The sequence below is a fragment of the Bowmanella yangjiangensis genome (assembly GCF_018531185.1).
GTDB classification, from domain to species: Bacteria; Pseudomonadota; Gammaproteobacteria; order Enterobacterales; family Alteromonadaceae; genus Bowmanella; species Bowmanella yangjiangensis.
Genome location: NZ_JAHDJU010000002.1, coordinates 690,488 through 710,871, shown reverse-complemented (window position 1 = coordinate 710,871; position 20,384 = coordinate 690,488). Strand labels below are relative to the sequence as shown.

The following is a 20,384-nucleotide window of genomic DNA, read 5'->3' as shown; positions in this document are numbered from 1 at the left end:
CCACTTGTGTGCAGGCTTAGCATTTTAACCGGCCAACCAGTATGTCTTTAAACATCACCCAGTCTCCAATCAGGCTGTACAGCGGATACTTAAAAGTCGCGGGCTTATTGTGTTCAAAAAAGAAGTGCCCTACCCAGGCGAACCCGTAACCCGCGACTGGCATAAACCATAAGGCCCAATAATTGGCGCTGGACAAACTATAGAACAAAATTCCTAACACTAACCATGAGCCAACAAAATGCAGCCGTCGACAAACAGGATGACGGTGCTCCTTTAAATAATAAGGATAAAATTCACGAAAGCTGTGGAACTCTGTTTTCATGTCTTTTCCGGGCATATTCTGTTCAGACCGATCAAAATCTCAGTCTAAACCGGTTTACTTCCTCAGTCAGCGTCCTGGCAATGGACAGCAGCTCTTCGGATGACGCAGAAACCGAACGGCTTTGTTGATTCGCTTCTTCGGCACCATCACGCACTATGATTAAGCGTTCAGCAATGTCATCCGACACTTTTGCCTGTTGCTCAGAAGCGGTCGCAATAGACAGGTTCATATCGTTAATATTCTTGACCAGGGCCTGTATATCCGTGAGCAGTTCCCCGACTTTCTGAGAATTCTGTACTGCCAACCTAGCGTTCTCATCGCTGCTTTTAATGCGGTTTGAAACTGATTCAGTCACCGACTGCAATACATTGATCTTACTTTGAATTTCTGTAGTCGACTGCTGAGTTCGCTGAGCCAGGGTGCGAACTTCGTCAGCCACAACAGCAAAACCCCGGCCCTGGTCCCCGGCCCTTGCGGCTTCGATAGCGGCATTGAGGGCCAACAGGTTGGTTTGCTCTGCGATGTTATTGATCACGTCCAGAATCGCGGCCATATCCTGAACCGAGCCTTGCAGTTCATGCAGCCCTTGGGTGGCAGTCTGCAACACCTGTGATACCTGCTCAACCGACGCGACACTTTGCTGAACGGTCAGTTGGCCACTGTTGGTCATTTCGTCGGCCCGACTTGCAGAATCAGCCGCCTCACTGCAATTTTGCGCAACCTCTTTTACCGCGTTGGAATTTTCGTATACCGAGGTGGAAATCATCTCTATAGCATTATTCTGACTGCCGCTTAAATTTGCAGACTGGCGGGCAATGTCACTCAACACCACAGACGCCTTATTTGCCTGCTCGGCCTGGTCACGAATTTTACTCAGCAGCTCACTGAGTTTATCTATCATCAGGTTAAAAGCCGATGCCAGCTGAGCCAACTCGTCAGTGCCTGGCATGCTAATCTGCTCAGTGAGATCTCCCTTGGCTATCAGCAAAGCCTTAGCAATCAGAGAGTGACTGGTCCTGATAACCCGTCTTTCCAGCCACCAGTAACAAAGGATCAGCATAATAATGATCACCAATACAGCTGCAACACTCATGAAACTGTATCTGTCTGCACTGCTCTGAGTCTCTTCCAAAGCTTGGTGAGAAGAGACCGCAATAGCCTCGATGAACTTATCAACAGGAGCCTTTATTTTGTCGGTTTCGTTTTCATAGGCCTGGTTATGCACCATGTCCACGGCTTTAAGCCAACTCAACCTTTCTTGCTCAGTTAAGTCATTAATATTTTTATGCTTAAAAGGCGCGACCAGATCAAAGGCCGCCACTTCGGTGTTGACCAAGGCCATGGACAGCTCATTGGATTCCTCCAGATAAGCTAAATCACTACTATCAATGCCTAATTCGCGTAAACGTTCTAGATAGCCGGTGGCTCTGCCATCTTCCCATTTAGCATTACCCTGAATCTGCTCCACCAACAGGTTGTAGGCATCCAGATATTTCTCTTCAAGCGTAACCACATAATGGCGGGCCAAAAGAGTAAGGGTTGCGGAGTTGGTAGCAGACAGCTTGGCCAAATGGCTTGACTGGTAACGAAATTCGGCCGCGTTAAAGCTGTCAGTCAGATTTTGTTTCAGCAATAAAACAATCAATAAAAGTAGAGCGGCCACCCCTATTGTCACACCAAAGGCAAGTCTTAGTAGATTCTTAATGGTCATATCATTGTTCCGGCGAATTAGTAGACTGAAATTGCGGTTCAGAATCCTTCTCTTCCAGCTAGCCTAACTTGCCGGACCGCAATAAAAAGCATGAGAATCAATAAGTAAAAATAGCAGTTTTTTATTAAATCAATAGCGCATCGACGAAGTTTTACGCAGCCGGTCGGCTTCTATGAGACTCAACTTTCGGCAAGAAAGATTGGTACCTTAAAGCCAAGTTTACAGCACCCCAAACATTTAACATTTCAAAAACACTTGCATCACAAATCAAAACACACTAACTTAATGAAAGCGCTTACATGCCTATAGAAACAGTTAAGATGCGTCATTCCATCACTAAGAAAAACTGTCCCAGGCCTTGTTGTGCAAGTGTATAGGTCAGCATTACTGCATTTAGGTAACCTGGCACAAACCTTACGCCCAAAGGTTAACGAGATGTTACACTTGCCATCAACAGTCAGCGCATAATTACTTTGGGCCGGCGGCGCCACGCAATTCAGGTCAGGCGCTTTTTTCTGACCAGGAATTGTAAGCGCTTACAAAACAAAATGATTCGATGTCATTGGTTACATCGGGGGACACATGAAAAGCAACACATTCAATAAAACCCGGCTGGCGACCTGCTTGTCGTTAATTTTGGGGGCTACTTTGTCCCCAGCCTTTGCTCAGGACGCGGTTCAGGGTGCTGAAGAAGTAGAAGTCATTCAGGTTTCAGGGATTCGCAGTAGTCAGATCCGCGCCATGGACGTTAAACGCAGCAGTGATGGGGTAGTAGATGCCATTTCGGCGGAAGACATAGGTAAGTTTCCCGACACTAACCTGGCTGAATCATTACAGCGTATTACGGGTGTATCTATCGATCGCCAAAATGGTGAAGGCAGTAAAGTCACAGTAAGGGGCTTTGGCCCTGATTTTAACCTGGTTTTGCTGAATAACAGGGTGATGCCTACCGCCCAGGTATCTGGTGAGTCAACCCGCTCCTTCGAGTTTGCCAATCTGGCATCTGACAGTGTCAGCGCTGTGGAAATTTACAAAACCGGAAAAGCCGATGTGGCGTCCGGTGGTATCGGTTCGACCATAAATATTCAAACAGCGCGTCCATTGAGCAGCAAATCCATGGTCGCCAGCTTCGGTGTTAAAGCCCACCACGACACCAGTGTCGAATCTGGTGACAACCTGACGCCGGAGATCTCCGGCATTGTCAGCAACACCTTTATGGACAATAAGCTGGGGCTAGGCTTATCGGCCTCCTATCAAAAGCGTGACAGCAACGTCAAACGCGCCACCATAGACGGCTGGCGACAAAACATTCACGGCGACCTTAACCCCAATGCCGTGGTGGAAGACAACAACAAGAACCCCTACGGCAATACCTTCTATGCCAGGAACGTGGGTTTTGCCACCGAAGATATTGAGCGGGAGCGCGCCAATGCGCAATTTGTGGTGCAATACGCCCCAGTCGAGAATCTCGAAATTACCGCTGACTATACGTATTCACAACTGGAAGATGTGTCCAGCACCGATACCTGGGGTTTATGGTTTTCCGGCCCTGGCAACGCCACCTCCGCGCATATCAATGAAAACGGTACGTTTGACCGGGTCACCGAGGTGGGCGGGGACTACTCTGGCACCATGAATCAAAATGCCAGTAAGAACCGCAACACCTCTGTGGGCCTGAATATCGATTGGCAAGCCAGCGAGCAGCTTAGCTTCAGTCTTGATATGCATGACTCTGAAGCGGTATCAGAAGGCGGCCTGGACAATTATGCCGATAATATCTTCTTCATTCTCGGTGCCTTAAACGTTTCAGATAAAACTTACGACGCCACCTCAACAGATATCCCTTTACTGGGCGCCAATTACGCCAATCTGAATCCGGCCGGTGAACCCCACCTGTTGCCGGAGCATTATGCCTCATTGTTTGCTGGTGTCAGAGCCGGGCGAAATGAAACGGATATTCAGCAAACCCAGTTTGATGGTAGCTGGGTAAACCCCAATGACAGTGCCCTGGCATCCATTGATTTTGGTTTGTCATATCTGTCAATGCAGACTCATGCACAAGCTAGCTATACAGGCCCTATCAGTGCGGGCTGGTATGGAAATATGGGCCTGTGGAAAGACGATGTAGAGTTTGTGGGGCTGGGTTCAGATTTTCTATCAGACTTCAGCGGCGGCGGTAGTGAGATGTTAATTCCTTACTACTACAGCTACGACCAAGCGGCTGCCATGCAAAAAGCCGAAGGCTTGTATGATGTAGAATATGTTGCAGCCCCTTGGCAGGACGACCACAACATCGAGGAAAAAACCAAAGCGGTATACATCCAGGCCAATATCCAGAGTGAGCTTTACGGCATGCCATTGGATGTAGTCGCAGGTTTGCGTTATGAGCAAACCGATGTCACGGCTAGCAGCATGCAACAGGAAGCCCAACAGGTGGTATGGCTGAACCCAACAGAGTGGCAGACGCTGTTCTCCGATGATTTTACCTTCAGCCATGAAACGCACGACTACAGTGAGCTTCTGCCAAGTTTGGATTTGCGTTTGGAACTGCGTGAAGACCTCATCACCCGTGTCTCATACAGCAAAACCATTACCCGCCCTACGTTGGGCTCTATGCGGGCAACCACCTCACTGACGCCTATTCCTAAAGTCGGCTCACGCACTGGTTTTGCCGGTAACCCAGCCCTTAAACCATATAGTTCAGACAATATCGATCTCTCGGTTGAGTACTATTACGACGATGCCAGTTATCTTTCTGTGGGTTGGTTTAACAAGGACGTAGAAAACTTCCTGATGAACACCATCTCCACAGAGCAGTATGACCATCTGCGCGACCCCTTTATGGGACCCGCCGCCGAACAAGCGCGGGCGGAACTGATCGCCAATAACCAAACCCCCAGTGATGAAGCGGTTTTTCAATGGTTGCTGGATAACGGTTATGGCAACGATGAGAACCGGGTTGTTCAGTCAGACAATGACCCTGTTGCCACCTGGAATATCAGCAAGCCGAATAACGTGGAAGATCTTAGCATTCGTGGCTGGGAGTTGGCCTGGCAGCATTGGTTGTGGGATACCGGCCTTGGCTTTAGCCTCAACTACACTAAGGTCAACGGAGATACCGAATACGATGTGCAGCGTACCGACGAGCAATTTGCCCTACCGGGTTTGAGCGACTCGGCCAACTTCGCGGTGTTCTATGAAGATGAACGCTGGCAGGCACGTTTGGCCTACAACTGGCGGGATGACTTCTTGTCCGATATGGGCCAGGCGGAAGCTGGCGGCCCAGCCCCGCAGTTCACGGAAGCCTATGGTCAGTTGGACCTGAGTGTCAGCTACCAGGTTAATGAGGAGCTGGTAGTGTTCTTCGAAGGTATCAACATACTCGAGCAGGAAAAACGCGTGCATGGTCGCTTCCAGGAGCAGATGCTGCTGGCGCAGCAAAATGATGCCCGCTATGCCCTGGGATTACGTTATACCTTCTAACCTCTCGCTTCCCCCACCTTATTGGTGAACATAGTTAAAGGCACCCTTTACGGGTGCCTTTTTGTGTTGGCCAAACCGCATTGACATGTCATGGCCGTTCCAACAAAAAGTTGAAGGTAGAGAAGCTGCAGGGATGGCCTCAAAACACAGAGACGGGAGATGGGTGGCGTACCCATGCGGTGTGACGTAGGGTACTCAAGCAATCAAGGGAATTAACGACGGCTTACAGAATCACGCAGTACCAGGCTGGGTTCAAACAGGTTTTGTACCTTGAGTTTGTCGTCCTGATAAATATGCTTACGCACCCAGCGGGCGGCCATGCGGCCCATTTCACCGGCGGGGAAATCAATAGTACTTAAATGCGGGAAGGTATAACGGGATATAATCACATTATCGAAGCCCATAATGGACACATCCGCCGGGATATCCAGTTGATGATCGCGGGCACAATTCATGGCGCCGCAGGCCATCTCATCATTGGCGCACACCACGGCACTGAAGGGCTGCTGCTGTTTGAGTAATTGTTCCATGGCGGCCACCCCACCGGCTTCATGAAAGTCACCTTCCACAAACAAGCCCTCGTCAAAGGCTCTGCCAGCTTCCTGTAAGGCTCGCTTGTGGCCTGCCAGACGCTCGCGTACATCCAGTTTAAACAAGGGGCCTGAAATATAGGCGATTTGCTGATGCCCCAGGTCCAGCATGGCTTTTGTAGCCAGATAGCCGCCCAATTCGTTATTCAGGCAAATACAGTTTTCATCCATGCCGGCTACATGACGGTTTAACACCACCACCGGCGTCTGCTTATTCAGTTCCAACAAATACTCATCGGACACCGCGTCTACATGCAGGATAAGCGCATCGCACTTGCGGCTAATAAGGAATTCAATGGCGTCTTTTTCGCTTTCCACATCACTGTGGCCAGCGGCAATAATCACGTGTTTGCCCACCGAGCGCAGTTCGTTCTCAACGCCACTCATCATTTCACCGAAGAAAGGACCATGTACCTCTGAGACCAGCATGCCCACGCTATTCGAGCAGTTTGACGCCAGTGACTGGGCAATGGAATTGGGTCGATAGTTAAGCTCCTGCATGGCTTGCAGCACTTTATTGCGGGTAGCTTCCCCGACCTTGGCGCTGCCGTTCATTACCCGGGAGACAGTAGCCAGTGAGACACCGGCCCGTTCAGAAACTTGGTAAATGGTTGCCATGCTAACTCTATTGCACTCCTAGCGGTTTTCTATCGCTAATCTGACTTTTTCGACTTCTTGAGTGCCGAGTTTATAGAACTTCATGACCAGTGCCACTATTAAAAATGCCAGCGCCGGCAGCCAGGTGAAGGAAAACAAAATCCCCTGCTGGGTATCGGCGGATTGCGCCTGGTCAGGCTGATAGCCATAAAACGCCAGTAACCATCCGGCCATAGCACCACCAATCGCCAATCCCATTTTGATGAAAAACACCACTGAGGAATAAGTCATACCGGTAATGCGTATGCCGCTGCGATACTGGCCGTAGTCGACTACATCGGCCATTTTGGCCCATAACAAAGGCGTGCCCATTTGCAATATAAAGCACCACAGCACATAGATAATAAAGGCCAGCAACGTTTGCTCTGGGCCGATAAAGTAGCTGGCCACACACAGCAGTGCCGCGATCACTTGAATCGCCATATAAGCTTTGACCTTACACACTCTGGCCGCCAGCCACTGGGCGACGGCACAGCCGGCAATGTTGCCCAGCATACCTAAGGTCACAAATAAGGTAATCAGATCTTCGCGCCCCAAATAATACTTCACGTAGTAAATGGCCAGGGTATTGCGTAGCACCATACCCACCAGCACAAACAGCGCTGCCAGGCTCAGAATACGCCATTGATCATTGTGCCAAAGTGACGCCATATCCTGCCAGAAACTGGATTTTTGCTCGGCAGGCGGAAACACTCTTTCCTTGGTTCCGGCAAAACACAGCCAAAACATAATAACCCCGAGCACACTCATGGCCGCGATGGTCATTTGATAGCCTTTGGCTTTATCTCCAGCGCCAAAGAAATCCACCAACGGCAAGGTGCAGGCTGTCACCAACAAGCCACCTAACATACCAAACACAAATCGATAAGATTGCACCGACACTCGCTCGGTGGGATTAGCGGTCAACACCCCACCAAGGGCTGAGTAAGGGATATTAATCGCCGTATAGGCCAACATCAGCAAACCGTAAGTAACGAAGGCATACACCGCCTTGCCGTCCGGACTGAGATCGGGTGTGGTAAAAGCCAGTACGCTGATAATGCCGAAGGGCACCGCCAGCCATAACAGATAAGGACGAAATTTACCGTGTCGGGTGTTGGTCCTGTCATTAATGGCCCCCATTAGCGGGTCGGTTACGGCATCAAAGATACGCACCACTAAGAACAGGGTACCGACCAGCGCCGGAGACAAACCGAAAATGTCCGTATAAAAGAAGGACAGAAACAGCATCACCGATTGAAAGACAATATTACTGGCGGTATCGCCAAGTCCGTAAGCTACCTTCTCCCGTACCGACAGCATCAGTTTTTACTCCCCGCTCAATACCCTGGAAGGACGGCGATTAAGCATGTCCCGGTAGGCCAGACCGCTGGCTTTAACAATACGCTGCTGACTGGCGTAATCCACATACACCAAACCGAAACGCTTGAGGTAGCCTTCAGCCCATTCAAAGTTATCCATCAGGCTCCAGGCAAAATAACCGCGAATATCCACGCCCTGCTCGGCCGCCTCATTCACCGCATTAATATGACTGTGCAAATACGCCAGCCGGTCCCAGTCATTAACCTGACCGTCTTTCAACTCATCCACCATAGCCGCACCATTCTCGGTAATGTAAACCGGCGGCAGGTCATACTGCTGGTGGTAAGCAAGTAATAGATTTTTTAACCCCTGCGGATAAATCTCCCAACCCATATCGGTCAATGGTAGCGACTTTTCCTGTCCGCCTCGAAACAGTTCGTGCTGGTCGGCGGAATAAATCTCACGGGTATAATAGTTGATGCCCAGGTAATCAAGTGGGTGAGCAATCACTTGCATGTCACCCTCCTCAATCACAGGACGCTCATCAGCAGGCAGAGCATGAATTAAGTCAGGATAGCGGCCTTCCATGACAGGACGCAAATACCAGTGGTTAAAGTACTGATCGGCATTCTGTGCGGCCTGAATATCTTCAGCCGAGTTGGTTTTTGCATAGCAAGGGCTGAAGTTCAGTACGATACCGTTTTGTGCGTGCGGGGCATTTTTTGCCAGCACCTGCATAGCCAGTCCATGGGCAAGCAACAAATGATGGGCTGCCTGTTTGCCCCAGGCTTTATTTTTATGCCCAGGGGCATGCACACCAATTTCATAGCCAAGATAGGCACTGCAGTATGGCTCGTTCAGCGTGGCATAAGAATAGACCCGCTCACCAAAGGTGCGAGATACCAAATCAGCATATTCACGAAATTGGTAGGCGGTTTGGCGATTTAACCAGCCCCCTTTATCTTCAAGGTGCTGAGGTAAATCCCAATGGTAGAGGGTAACAAAGGCCTTAATCCCCAAAGCATTCAGCTTGTCTAACAAGCGCAGATAAAAATCCAAGCCCTGCTGATTGGGGCTGCCGTCTTCATGCATCACTCTGGGCCAGGACACCGAGAAACGATAGGCATCCACCCCCATGGCATGGATAAGCTCAATATCCTGCAACCAGTGTTCAACATGCTCACAAGCTTGCAGACCATTTGAGCCATCACGGATCTTACCGGGAGTGGCACAAAAGGTATCCCAGATACAGGGTAAACGGCTTTGTGCCGCGCCTTCGATCTGGAACGCGGCTGTGGCCACCCCAAAAAGAAAATCCGGACTTAGCAACGGTGCGCCAGCGGGCAGTTCAATGCGTTTGTTATTCAAGGTGTTATCCAATCAGCTCTGGGTTTTAACATTCAATTAACGACAGTGCGCCCGGGCATCCGAATTTGCTTTACACCAGCTATGTGTTGCGCAAGGGATTCAGTGATGCTAATAATGTAAGCGCTTTCACAAATGTTAAACCCTTGTAACTGGCCGGTCAATGTAAAACGTTACCAGCCCTCAGCTAAGCCGGAAATTGCTATGCACAACGCCGCTTCGGGGATCAAATCCCCTACTGCTAATCTGACCTTTGCCCTGGTGTCGTTAACCTCGTTATTTTTTATGTGGGGATTTATAACGGCCTTAAACGACATACTTATCCCGCATTTAAAAGCGGTATTCAGTCTCAACTACACCCAGGCCATGCTGGTGCAGTTCTGTTTCTTCGGTGCGTATTTTTTGATTTCGGTGCCTGCCGGGCAATTGGTGGACCGCATAGGTTTTCAGCGTGGCATAGCTACCGGCCTATTAACAGCAGCCTGCGGCTGTATGCTGTTTGTGCCATCCGCACTCTACACCACCTATTGGATGTTTCTGCTGGCCCTATTCGTGCTGGCAAGTGGTATCACCATACTGCAAGTAGCGGCCAATCCTTTGGTTACCTTGCTGGGTAGTCCAAAGACCGCGTCCAGCCGTTTGACGATGACGCAGGCATTTAACTCGCTCGGAACCACGGTGGCACCAGTGGTAGGTGGTTTGCTGATATTTTCTCATGCCGCAGACGCCCAGCAGAGCGCTGATTCGGTGATCCTGCCCTATATTGGCCTGGCCATACTGCTGGCAGCCATGGCGCTGACCTTCCTGAAGCTGCACTTACCTAATCCCACACAGGAACATGCGCAAAGCACCACCAACACCAGTAAAGTCTCCTTGTGGCAGTATCCGCATCTGATCCTGGGTGCCCTGGGTATTTTTGTTTACGTAGGTGCCGAAGTATCCATAGGCAGCTTTCTGGTTAACTTCCTCGGTGAAGACCAGGTTATGGGTATGAACGAAGCGCAAGCCGCTAAGTACATTGCCTATTACTGGGGCGGCGCAATGGTTGGACGTTTTATCGGCGCCCTGTTGATGCAGCGCGTGGCCCCAGGTTTATTACTGGCGGTTAACAGCCTGGCGTCCATGGCGCTAATCCTCACCGCCATTGTGACTGATGGAAGTCTTGCCATGTGGAGCATCCTGGCGGTGGGACTATGTAACTCCATTATGTTTCCTACCATCTTCAGTCTGGCCATCAAGAATCTTGGGCTGGATACCGGCCGGGGGTCAGGATTGCTGTGTCTGGCCATTGTTGGCGGCGCATTGGTACCGCTAATGCAAGGCATACTGGCTGACAATATTGGTTTGCAGTTGTCATTCCTGCTACCGCTGGTTTGCTATCTGTATATCGCATTTTATGGCCTGGTCGGAGCCAGGGTGCGCCAATCTTCACCCGCTTTTGTGCAAAATGAGGTAGCCAAATGATACGCACTTTACCTATTTCATTACCGCTACTGACACTGAGTGCGCTGCTGATGTCATGCACACATAATGAACCGCAGCAAACCGCAGTTGAGACGGCTGTACCGGACTACTGGCCGGTGATCCATTCAGAGGTGGCCACCACTACTGAGATCGAAACGCGGGTAAAGACCTTACTGGCGAACATGACCATAGAGCAAAAAGTCGCGCAGACCATGCAACCGGAAATCCGTGATATCAGTGTTGAAGATATGCGCCGTTATGGATTTGGCTCTTATCTGAACGGCGGCGGTGCCTTTCCCAACAACAACAAACATGCCTCAGTGCAGGATTGGGTAGAGCTCGCCGAAGCCATGTATCAAGCCTCTGTAGATGATAGCCTGGATGGCAGTCGCATCCCCACCATGTGGGGCACCGATGCGGTGCATGGCCATAATAACGTGATTGGTGCGACCTTATTTCCGCACAACATTGGTCTGGGCGCCGCGCATAATCCGGCGCTGATCGAGCAAATAGCCGAAGCAACAGCTAAAGAAGTGGCTGCAACCGGCATCGATTGGATATTTGCCCCCACAGTGGCGGTTACCCGCGATGATCGCTGGGGACGCACCTATGAGGCCTATTCAGAAGACCCGGATATTGTGCGTGACTACGCCTACGCCATAGTTAAGGGCCTTCAAGGGCGGGCGGATAACTTTCTATCCGAACAACATGTGATAAGTACGGTTAAACATTTCCTCGGTGACGGCGGCACAGAAGGCGGTGATGATCAAGGCGACAATCTGGCCACAGAGCGAGAGCTGTTTGACATCCATGCCCAAGGTTACATTGGTGGCTTAACCGCTGGTGCGCAATCGGTTATGGCATCGTTTAACAGCTGGCATGGGGTGAAAAATCACGGTAACCCCTATTTGCTGACCCAGGTTCTCAAACAACGCATGGGCTTTGACGGCTTTGTGGTAGGTGACTGGAACGGGCATGGCCAGATCCCCGGTTGCAGTAACGAAAGCTGCCCTGCCGCCCTCAACGCCGGACTGGACATGTATATGGTGCCCACTCAGGCTTGGAAGCCACTGTTGGAAAACACCATAGCCCAGGTTAAATCAGGGCAAATCAGTGCCCAGCGTCTGGATGATGCAGTAGCACGGATCCTGCGGGTCAAGCTGCGCGCTGGTTTGTTTGATAAGCCCTCGCCTGCGCAGCGTGCGTTGGCTGCCAAGCAAAGCCTGATAGGCCATCCTGCACATCAGGCTGTCGCCCGCCAGGCCGTGCGAGAATCATTGGTGTTACTTAAAAACCATCACCAGCTGCTGCCATTGGATCCCCGCGCGCATATTTTGCTGGCCGGTGATGGGACCAACAATATCGGCAAGCAAGCGGGTGGCTGGACTATCACCTGGCAGGGCACAGGGAATCAGAACATTGATTTTCCAGGCGCCACCTCAATATACGACGGTTTTAAACAGGCCGTGCAAGCAGCAGGGGGCAAAGTCACACTTTCACAAGATGGCAGCTTTACACAGCGGCCCGATGTTGCCGTTGTGGTGTTCGGTGAAGAACCCTATGCAGAAGGTAACGGCGATCTGGCCAATCTGGAATATCAACGGGGTAATAAAACCGACCTGGCCCTGCTACGCAAGCTCAAAGCTCAAGGTATTCCGGTGGTGGCGGTATTTCTCAGTGGCCGGCCGCTATGGGTGAACCCGGAGCTGAACGCCTCAGATGCCTTTGTGGCGGCCTGGCTACCCGGTTCAGAGGGCGCTGGTATTGCGGATGTGCTGCTGAAAAAGGCCGATGGCACAGTCAACTATGATTTCAAAGGTAAGCTGTCTTTCTCCTGGCCCGCTACGCCAGAACAAACCACGGTCAACCGTCATGATGCTGATTATCAGCCGTTGCTGCCTTATGGTTTTGGTCTGCGTTACGGTGATGCTGAGGTACTGGCCCCCCACCTGAATGAAACGCTAAGCGCCGCTAATAGTGACTTGTCACCACTGGTGCTGTTTGAAAACAACATCAAAGCGCCGTGGCAATTGAGTATTGGCGAAGTTGGCCACACCCAGGCAGTGGTCAGCAGCGTGCAGCAACAAGGTCCGGTGAGTTTGCGCACCAGTGACTGGAAAATTCAGGAAGACAGTCGCCAACTGCGTTTTGACGGTTCGGCCACAGGCGAAATCCAGATTGGTGCCGCCTTTCCTCAAGATCTGCGTACCTACCTGGAAAGTAGTGCAGTGCTGAACCTCACGGTTAAGCTTGGCAGTCAAGCCCAGGCCGAAGTACAGCTTGCCATGTTGTGTGGAGAGGGATGTCGCGCTGAACTGGATATCAGCGATAAATTAGCCCAATTACCCACAGAGCAGTGGCATCAGTTGTCTTTTGCTTTAGCCTGCTTTGCCGAAGCGGAGCAGTTGGCCCGGGTGTTCAGCCCATTTAGTTTGCAGGTCAAAGGGGAGCTTGATATCAGTTTGGCCGATATCCGCTTGCAGCCGGGCGTCACTGCCCCGCAGCAGTGCCCAAATTAATCTTGTATAAGCCAGGTAAAAGCCTCTAAGCTGCGGCACAACATAGTGAAGGGAACTTGTAAATGAGCAAATGGATAATCGCAACCGGCATCACCCTGAGTGTGTTGAGTCAGTCAGGTATAGCCAAGGAGTTCACCTGGCCGGATGGCCAGCAGGCGGCTGTGAGTCTCGGCTATGACGATGCCCTGGCCAGCCAGTTGGATATCGCCATCCCGCAACTGAATAAACACGGCCTGAGTGGCACTTTTTATCTGACCTTGTCTTCACCGGTGTTGGTCGAACGCATGGATGCCTGGCGTGCTGCCGCATCAAGCGGACATGAACTGGCCAATCACAGTATCAATCACCCTTGCCGGGCAAACTTGCCCGGACGTGAGTGGGTGGAGGCAGAGAACCAGTTAGATAACTGGAGCATGACCCGCATGCTGCGCGAAGTAAGCCAGGCCAGCAGTTTTTTGTATGCCATTGATGGCCAGACGATACGCACTTACACTCCACCTTGTGGAGATCGGCAGACTAAAGACGGCGATTACGTCAGCGCCATTGAACCTAAATTTGTTGCCATCCGCCTGCCCGGTGCGCCGCTGGTCAGTATGGATGAATTGGACCTGTCACACACCCCCACCTGGTTTCCTGACCAGCCAAGTCTGGATGCGTTAATTGCCTATGTGGAAGAAGCGGCCAAACGCGGTACCTTGGCCAGTATCAGTTTTCACGGTGTTGGGGGCGACCATATGCGTGTTAACGCTGATGTTCACGATGCCTTTTTAGCCTATCTGGCCAAACACCCTAAGCGCTTTTGGGTAAGCACCTTTCGTGACATAGCCCAGTATATTCAGCATCAACAATCAGACGCAGGCCTCACCGGTAAAAAGTAACAGGGGAGCGAATTGCTCCCCTTTTTATCCTCAGACTCTGAAAAAGCCCACCAGCTTGTCCATCTGACCGCTGCGCTCAACCTGTTCACGGATCTGCTGTTGGATCTCGTTTAAGCCCTCGGCATTCTGATCAGACATATTCTTGATCTGCATAATATTGCCGTTTACTTCCTCAACCACTGAGCTTTGCTCCTCAGCCCCCACCGACACCTGAGTGTTCATCTCAGAGATACTGTTAATGGCGGCCACAATGCTGCCATAGGCATCACTGGACTCATTGGTCAGGTTGACAACATTATTCGTCTTGTCCGTTGACTGGCCAATAACGTTAACCACATTGGCTGCACCTTGCTGAATAACCTCAATGATAGTGGTAATTTCAGCAATAGAATCCTGGGTTTTCTGCGCCAGCGTGCGCACTTCATCGGCCACTACAGAGAAGCCCCGACCCTGCTCTCCGGCTCGAGCCGCTTCAATGGCAGCATTGAGCGCTAACAGGTTAGTTTGGTCGGCAATGCCACGGATCACGCCCAGAATACTGGAAATATTCGCCGCATCACCGTCCAGCTTATTCACCACTTGGGTGGCTGATTGCATATCCATAGCCAGCTCTTGCATGGCGCTGATGGTCAAACGCACCACCTGCTCACCATTTTTTGCCTGCTCTTCGGCATTGACACTTTCCCGATGTGCCTGTGATGCATTCTGCGCAATCTGTAAGGTGGCGGCGGCCATTTCATTTAGTGCCGTAGCCAGCATATCGGTTTCCATTTGCTGGGTTTGCACTGAACGGTTGGACTGTTCGACTGCCGCCATCACAGAATTACTAGAGTCATTCAATACACCGGTCACCTGCTGAATCTGGCCTACGATGTCGCGTAGTGAGGCTGCCGACTGATTCATGGCCGTATTCAGTTCGCCAAATTCATCATTGTTAATGACATTGATGTTGCTGGTCAGATTACCCTCGGCAATTTCCTTTGCAAACGCAATAGATTGATTAAGCGGATTCATAATACTGCGCACCAACCACACACCCAGCACGGCACTTAACAACATGGCCAGCGCCACCGCGCCAAAGGTCACAGCTTTCACTTGTGCTCGCACATCAGATTCAACCACCAATTCCTCACCAATGAGTTTAGTGGCCATGGAAGATGCATCCTCACCTTCGCTTAGCATGTGCGCAAAGGCACTTTCCACGCCAATGCTGGCATCTCGCATTGCAATAAACAGACTGCGGTATTGGGCCAGGCTGCTATCCAGCTTACGCAAGTGAATTTGTGTCTGCTCTGACAGCATAATGCTCTGCATCTGGGTAACCTGTTTGCTAAGGCCATCAATGTCGTTCAGTACTTTATCTGCTTGCTGTGTGGTGGGTTTGCTGTTGTATTTCCAAATCTCCACCCTGACCAGATTAAAGGTATCTTTAAAATGCTTAGCGGTGCGGTAACGATTGAACTCGGCGAAATCTGTCTGATGGGAAGAAAAATAGCTCTCAATGGCAGAGAGTACTGCATCAATATCTGTGGATACAGCACGCGCAGCACCGTCGAATGACTCTCGACTTCTGATATTGTCAGACTGTGCTTGGGTAAAGTCTTTGAAGGCACTTCTGTAGTCAGCAATATTGCTGCGAATAGATTCTGCCTGACGAAGGCGTTCCGGTGCCTGCATATTGCCCAGCACAGGTTCAAGACTGGCATTAGCCTGATCCAGATACCCCAAAACACCGTCATGGTATTTAGGCAATTCTGTAATCATATAATCGGCTTGCGACAGCCTGGCTTGATAAAGTTGGGTATTGGCGTTGGACAGGCCAGTCAGGATCTGAATTTGCCCTTCCAGTCGGCCCAACATCAGATAGGAAATGATGCCCAGTAACAGCATCACAAAGGTCAGGGAAAACAGTGCAGTGTACAGCTTTTGTCTTATTGTCATTTACTACTTCGCCTTGCAATAGATCTATTATCACGCTATCCCAGACGCAGAAGTCTCCATCTGCCCGACAGCCTATCGCAAGTTGCCCCGGCACTTGCACGGCACAGCCCTACTTCCGAAATTTTACTTTTCAGAACCTTGAGCAGCTGTCCATGGCCATGTCCGAGAGGCGCGCAGTGTAACGTACAAAGATTCACCAGAGCGCACAATTTTCACGCTTCAACATAGCAAAAACAGCAACACCCATAACCTAAACGAATAACCTTATGCCATTTGTTAATACCATTAACCGAGGTTACAATTTTCCAACAAAAACAGTGTGTTACACGATTGTTAGTAAAAGGACGGAAAGCCTAAGCGAGAATGTAAATACCACAAGGGATTTTCATCTGACCATTACTCGACACTAATCGGCTAAGCCCCGCTGTCTGCCTCATTAGCGCAGACCCGTTCATCAGCTTGTGTCAGAATCGCCGCCGTCTACCAGCCAGGGAATCTCAGATGCCGGATCACAAGTCTCTCCTCCTACCTTTCACCTATCTCTTCAGCCTCAGCGTTTTAGCCCATGGCCTGGATTATGAACACATAGCCGTGCATGGCCATCAGACCCGTCTGGTAGGTCAGGCGATATCCGCTTCTGAAGGCATCATTGGTCAGGGTGAAATTGCTCAGCGCCCGCTACTCAGAACAGGTGAAATGCTGGAGTTGGTGCCAGGTATGGTGGTCACTCAGCATAGTGGTTCAGGTAAAGCCAATCAGTACTTCCTGCGAGGTTTTAACCTTGACCATGGTACGGACTTTCAAACCCGTGTGGATGGTATGCCGGTTAACATGCGCACCCATGGCCACGGCCAGGCCTATACCGACCTGAACTTTATCGTGCCGGAATTCGTCGGCAATATTCAGTATCGCAAGGGGGCCTACCACGCAACCCAGGGCGACTTTGCTACCGCCGGTTCTGCCAGTTTCTTTATGACGCCGCAATTACCCAGCATGCTATCCCTGCAAATGGGCCAGGATAATTACTGGCGTACCTTGGCAGCGAAAAGTCTGAAGATAGACAATGCCGTTCTCAACTTAGGGGTGGAAGCCACCAGCTATGATGGCCCCTGGACGGATGTTGAAGAAGACATTAAGAAGTTCAACGGCCTAGTTAGTTACCATCGTCCTACTGAAAATGGCCAACTCAGCCTGACTTTCATGGCATATGACAATCAATGGAATTCAGCCGACCAAATCCCGCAGCGCGCTGTCGAGCAAGGTCTGATTGACGAATTAGGCTCGTTGGATACCACGTTAGGGGGCGAGTCAGACCGCTACAGCCTGTCGGTTAACTGGTTGGTCGGCGAATGGAGCCTCAGCGCCTATGTCATCGAATCAAATCTGGACTTGTATTCCAACTTTACCTACTTCCTTAACGACCCAGTGCAGGGTGACCAATTCAAGCAAGTTGATCAGCGCCGCATCTGGGGCGGAGAAATCAATCGCCACACTTATAGCAATTTGTTTGGCAAAGAATGGGCGCATGAATTTGGTGCTCAGCTTCGCCATGATGATATTGGAGAAGTCGCCTTGTATAACACCCGCGCCAGGCAAGTGATAAGCCCGGTCAGGGTGGATGCCGTGCAAGAAACATCCAGCTCGTTGTACTGGCAGTCTGAGCTGCTGTTAAGCAGTCGCCTGACCTTAAGCAGCGGTGTACGCTACGACTATTTTGATGTCTCGGTAGACAGTGATTTGGCTGATAACAGCGGCAATGCCAACGATGATTTAGTCAGCTTTAACGCCAGCCTCACTTATAGCCTGACACCCAGTCTGGAAGCCTATGCCAACGCCGGTCAGTCATTTCATTCCAATGATGCTCGCGGTGCCACCATTTCTGTTGATCCGGTAACAGGGGAAGCCGCCAGTCCAGTGGATTTACTGGTGCGTGGCGAAGGTATGGAAGTGGGGCTGCGCTACTTCGACAGTCGTCGCCTCAACCTGTCAATGGCACTTTGGAGTTTGAATTTGGACTCAGAACTGCTGTTTGTCGGCGATGCCGGGAATACCGAAGCCAGCCGCGGCTCGCGTCGCTACGGGCTGGAACTCGCCGCCTATTACTGGTTAGCTGAGACCTTAAGCGCGGATCTGGAACTGGCCTTAACGCACTCTCGCTTCCGAGGCGAGGAGGATGGCGAAGGTAATCGTATCGACGGCTCTTTGCCTATGGTAGCCAGCGCAGGCCTGAACTGGCAGCTCAGCGAACAGTGGCAAAGCAGCCTGCGGGTTCGCCACTTCGGTAAACGATTGTTGGACAGTCATGGCGAACAGCGATCTTCACCGCTGACGGTAGTTAATCTGTCGGTAAGTTACCGTCTGCCATCCTGGCAGTTCAGACTCGAAGCCCTGAATCTGTTGGACAGTAACGACCACGATATTGACTACTTGTATGAGTCACGCTTGCCGGGTGAAGCACAAGAGGGCATTGAAGATGTGCACTACCACCCCATAGAACCCCGCACCCTGCGGGTAGGCGCTACCTATCACTTCTGAAGACTAATCCTCTGATGTGCGGGCCGCTGCACGGCCCCACACATGGAAAGCATTGAGGTAAAGCCGCTCAACCTTTTCCCTGGCCCATGGGGTACGCCGCAAGAATTTAAGACTCGATTTTACCGAGGGATCATGGGTGAAACAGCGTATCTCTACCGCCTTGCCCATTTGCTCCCAACCTAACTCTTTTTCAAGGCGGATTAACATTTGTTCAAGGGTAACACCATGTAAGGGATTGTTTGCTTGTATATCCGCCATGTGCAGTTCTACGGGATAAAAAGGACCTTGCCTTATTCTAACAGAGCGTACGTGGGTATTAAAAAAAGCATTTCTACTAACAGAAATTTACAATTGCCTTACGCCTTTGTTGCAAAGCTTGGTTATCATAGGCACTTTAAGACACCAAAGCAGACGCACAGCCAATGAACAAAGTTTGGATAAAGATCGCACTTCCGGTACTCGCGCTGGGTATCGGATTTGTGGGTATGGCAGCCATCAAAGCCACCGCCAAAGACAAGGAAGACAAGGTAGAGATTGATTCGCGCCCCACCGTTAAGGTTGAAGTGCTGCGTACCGAAGACTATCAGGTGGCGATTAACAGCTTTGGTGAAGTGAGACCTTTGGAAAAAACTCAGTTATCGGCACTGGTGTCTGGAGAAGTGGTTGGCTGGCATGAAGACTTTGTGCCTGGTGGCGTGGTAAAACGTGGCACCTTGTTGTTTAGCATCGACAAGCAACAATATCAGGCCGCCCTGTTACAGGCTGAAGCCAACCTGAGCCAGGCTAATGCCCAGTTAATCGAAGAACGTGCCAAAGCGGAAGTCGCCAAACGCGAAGCCAAAACCATGCCGGCCGCCCGTGTCACCGATTTATACTTACGCAAGCCCCAGGTGCTGAGTGCCGAGGCCGCGGTTAAATCTGCCGAGGCGCAATTAAAAATCGCCCAGCGCAACCTGTCTTATACCGACGTCCGCGCCCCTTATGATGCGCTGGTTGTGTCTCGCAACCTGGGGACAGGGCAATATGTACATCAGGGCAACGAAGTTGGCTTGCTCTACAACATTGAAACCGCTGAAATCAATCTGCCCATTGCGGGTTTTGATGCCTTGTTCCTACCTGCCGATTTACAAGGCAGCACAGCGCAAATTAGCAGCCGTGGCGCTATTACAGTGACCCGTACCGGCACAGTTGAACGCGACCTTGGTATTGTTGATCAGGACACTCGCATGAGTCAGGTGGTGGCAAGGATTAATGACCCATATAGCCTGAACACAGACGCGCCGGCCTTCAAATTCGGCACTTATGTGGAAGTTAGTCTCAAAGGTTCAACCCTGCAGGATATTTTCCGCCTGCCTCAGGAACTGGTTACCAACCGCAAAGTCTGGGTGGTAAACAAAGACAACGAATTGGAATCCCGCACCGTGAAAGTCTTGCGAGAAGAGGCACAGTTTTTCCTGGTGGAAAATGGTCTGAATGCCGGCGAACGGGTGGTTATGACCCTGCCTGAATATCCACAAAACGGCATGAAAGTGAAAATCGCCGGTGAGCAGCCCAAACAAACCAAAGCTACCGACAAAGAAAGCGGTCTGGTTGCGCAGGCGAACGATTAAGGAAGCA

The 20,384-nt window shown here is 50.8% G+C and carries 13 protein-coding genes; 6 read left to right on the top strand and 7 right to left on the bottom strand.

Going from position 1 to position 20,384, the window contains the following annotated elements:
* Nucleotides 1–16: 16 nt before the first annotated feature.
* Nucleotides 17–322, bottom strand: a complete 306-nt coding sequence (locus tag KJY73_RS12745; protein ID WP_214344108.1) for an Mpo1-like protein — start codon at nt 320–322, stop codon at nt 17–19.
* Between the two features lie 31 nt (nt 323–353).
* Nucleotides 354–2,033, bottom strand: coding sequence for a methyl-accepting chemotaxis protein (locus KJY73_RS12740; RefSeq protein ID WP_214344107.1), 1,680 nt, complete (start codon nt 2,031–2,033; stop codon nt 354–356).
* A gap of 582 nt (nt 2,034–2,615) precedes the next feature.
* Here KJY73_RS12740 and KJY73_RS12735 point away from each other — a divergent pair.
* Nucleotides 2,616–5,516, top strand: a complete 2,901-nt coding sequence (locus tag KJY73_RS12735) for a TonB-dependent receptor (protein ID WP_214344106.1) — start codon at nt 2,616–2,618, stop codon at nt 5,514–5,516.
* A gap of 212 nt (nt 5,517–5,728) precedes the next feature.
* Here the strand turns inward: KJY73_RS12735 and KJY73_RS12730 are convergent, their stop codons facing one another.
* Genes KJY73_RS12730 through KJY73_RS12720 form a run of 3 tightly spaced genes read right to left on the bottom strand, consistent with a single transcriptional unit; the run spans nt 5,729 to nt 9,433 of the window.
* Nucleotides 5,729–6,724: a LacI family DNA-binding transcriptional regulator gene (locus KJY73_RS12730; RefSeq protein WP_214344105.1), complete on the bottom strand. Its 996-nt coding sequence runs from the start codon at nt 6,722–6,724 to the stop codon at nt 5,729–5,731.
* An 18-nt stretch (nt 6,725–6,742) separates the two neighbouring features.
* Nucleotides 6,743–8,065: a glycoside-pentoside-hexuronide (GPH):cation symporter gene (locus KJY73_RS12725; protein ID WP_214344104.1), complete on the bottom strand. Its 1,323-nt coding sequence runs from the start codon at nt 8,063–8,065 to the stop codon at nt 6,743–6,745.
* 6 nt (nt 8,066–8,071) lie between these two features.
* The gene (locus tag KJY73_RS12720; RefSeq protein ID WP_214344103.1) at nt 8,072–9,433 is read right to left on the bottom strand and encodes a GH1 family beta-glucosidase; all 1,362 of its coding nucleotides are present in this window, start codon (nt 9,431–9,433) and stop codon (nt 8,072–8,074) included.
* 201 nt (nt 9,434–9,634) lie between these two features.
* Between KJY73_RS12720 and KJY73_RS12715 the strand changes: the two genes are divergently transcribed.
* The 3 genes from KJY73_RS12715 to KJY73_RS12705 all read left to right on the top strand — a co-directional run bounded on the left by KJY73_RS12715 (nt 9,635) and on the right by KJY73_RS12705 (nt 14,291).
* Nucleotides 9,635–10,894, top strand: a complete 1,260-nt coding sequence (locus KJY73_RS12715) for a sugar MFS transporter (protein WP_214344102.1) — start codon at nt 9,635–9,637, stop codon at nt 10,892–10,894.
* The gene (locus tag KJY73_RS12710) at nt 10,891–13,413 is read left to right on the top strand and encodes a glycoside hydrolase family 3 protein (RefSeq protein WP_214344101.1); all 2,523 of its coding nucleotides are present in this window, start codon (nt 10,891–10,893) and stop codon (nt 13,411–13,413) included. The genes KJY73_RS12715 and KJY73_RS12710 overlap by 4 nt, the downstream gene beginning before the upstream one ends.
* Nucleotides 13,414–13,475: 62 nt before the next feature.
* Nucleotides 13,476–14,291 (top strand): polysaccharide deacetylase family protein, encoded by an 816-nt coding sequence (locus KJY73_RS12705; protein WP_214344100.1) that lies wholly within the window; start codon nt 13,476–13,478, stop codon nt 14,289–14,291.
* A gap of 30 nt (nt 14,292–14,321) precedes the next feature.
* Here the strand turns inward: KJY73_RS12705 and KJY73_RS12700 are convergent, their stop codons facing one another.
* Nucleotides 14,322–16,232: a methyl-accepting chemotaxis protein gene (locus tag KJY73_RS12700; protein WP_214344099.1), complete on the bottom strand. Its 1,911-nt coding sequence runs from the start codon at nt 16,230–16,232 to the stop codon at nt 14,322–14,324.
* 501 nt (nt 16,233–16,733) lie between these two features.
* On the opposite strand from KJY73_RS12700, the gene KJY73_RS12695 reads away from it, so the two are divergent.
* Nucleotides 16,734–18,767, top strand: coding sequence for a TonB-dependent receptor (locus KJY73_RS12695; RefSeq protein WP_214344098.1), 2,034 nt, complete (start codon nt 16,734–16,736; stop codon nt 18,765–18,767).
* A gap of 3 nt (nt 18,768–18,770) precedes the next feature.
* On the opposite strand, the gene KJY73_RS12690 is transcribed toward KJY73_RS12695, so the two are convergent.
* Nucleotides 18,771–19,025, bottom strand: coding sequence for a VF530 family protein (locus KJY73_RS12690; RefSeq protein WP_206595707.1), 255 nt, complete (start codon nt 19,023–19,025; stop codon nt 18,771–18,773).
* A gap of 164 nt (nt 19,026–19,189) precedes the next feature.
* Here KJY73_RS12690 and KJY73_RS12685 point away from each other — a divergent pair, with 164 nt between their 5' ends.
* Nucleotides 19,190–20,377 (top strand): efflux RND transporter periplasmic adaptor subunit, encoded by a 1,188-nt coding sequence (locus KJY73_RS12685; protein WP_214344097.1) that lies wholly within the window; start codon nt 19,190–19,192, stop codon nt 20,375–20,377.
* Nucleotides 20,378–20,384: the final 7 nt, after the last annotated feature.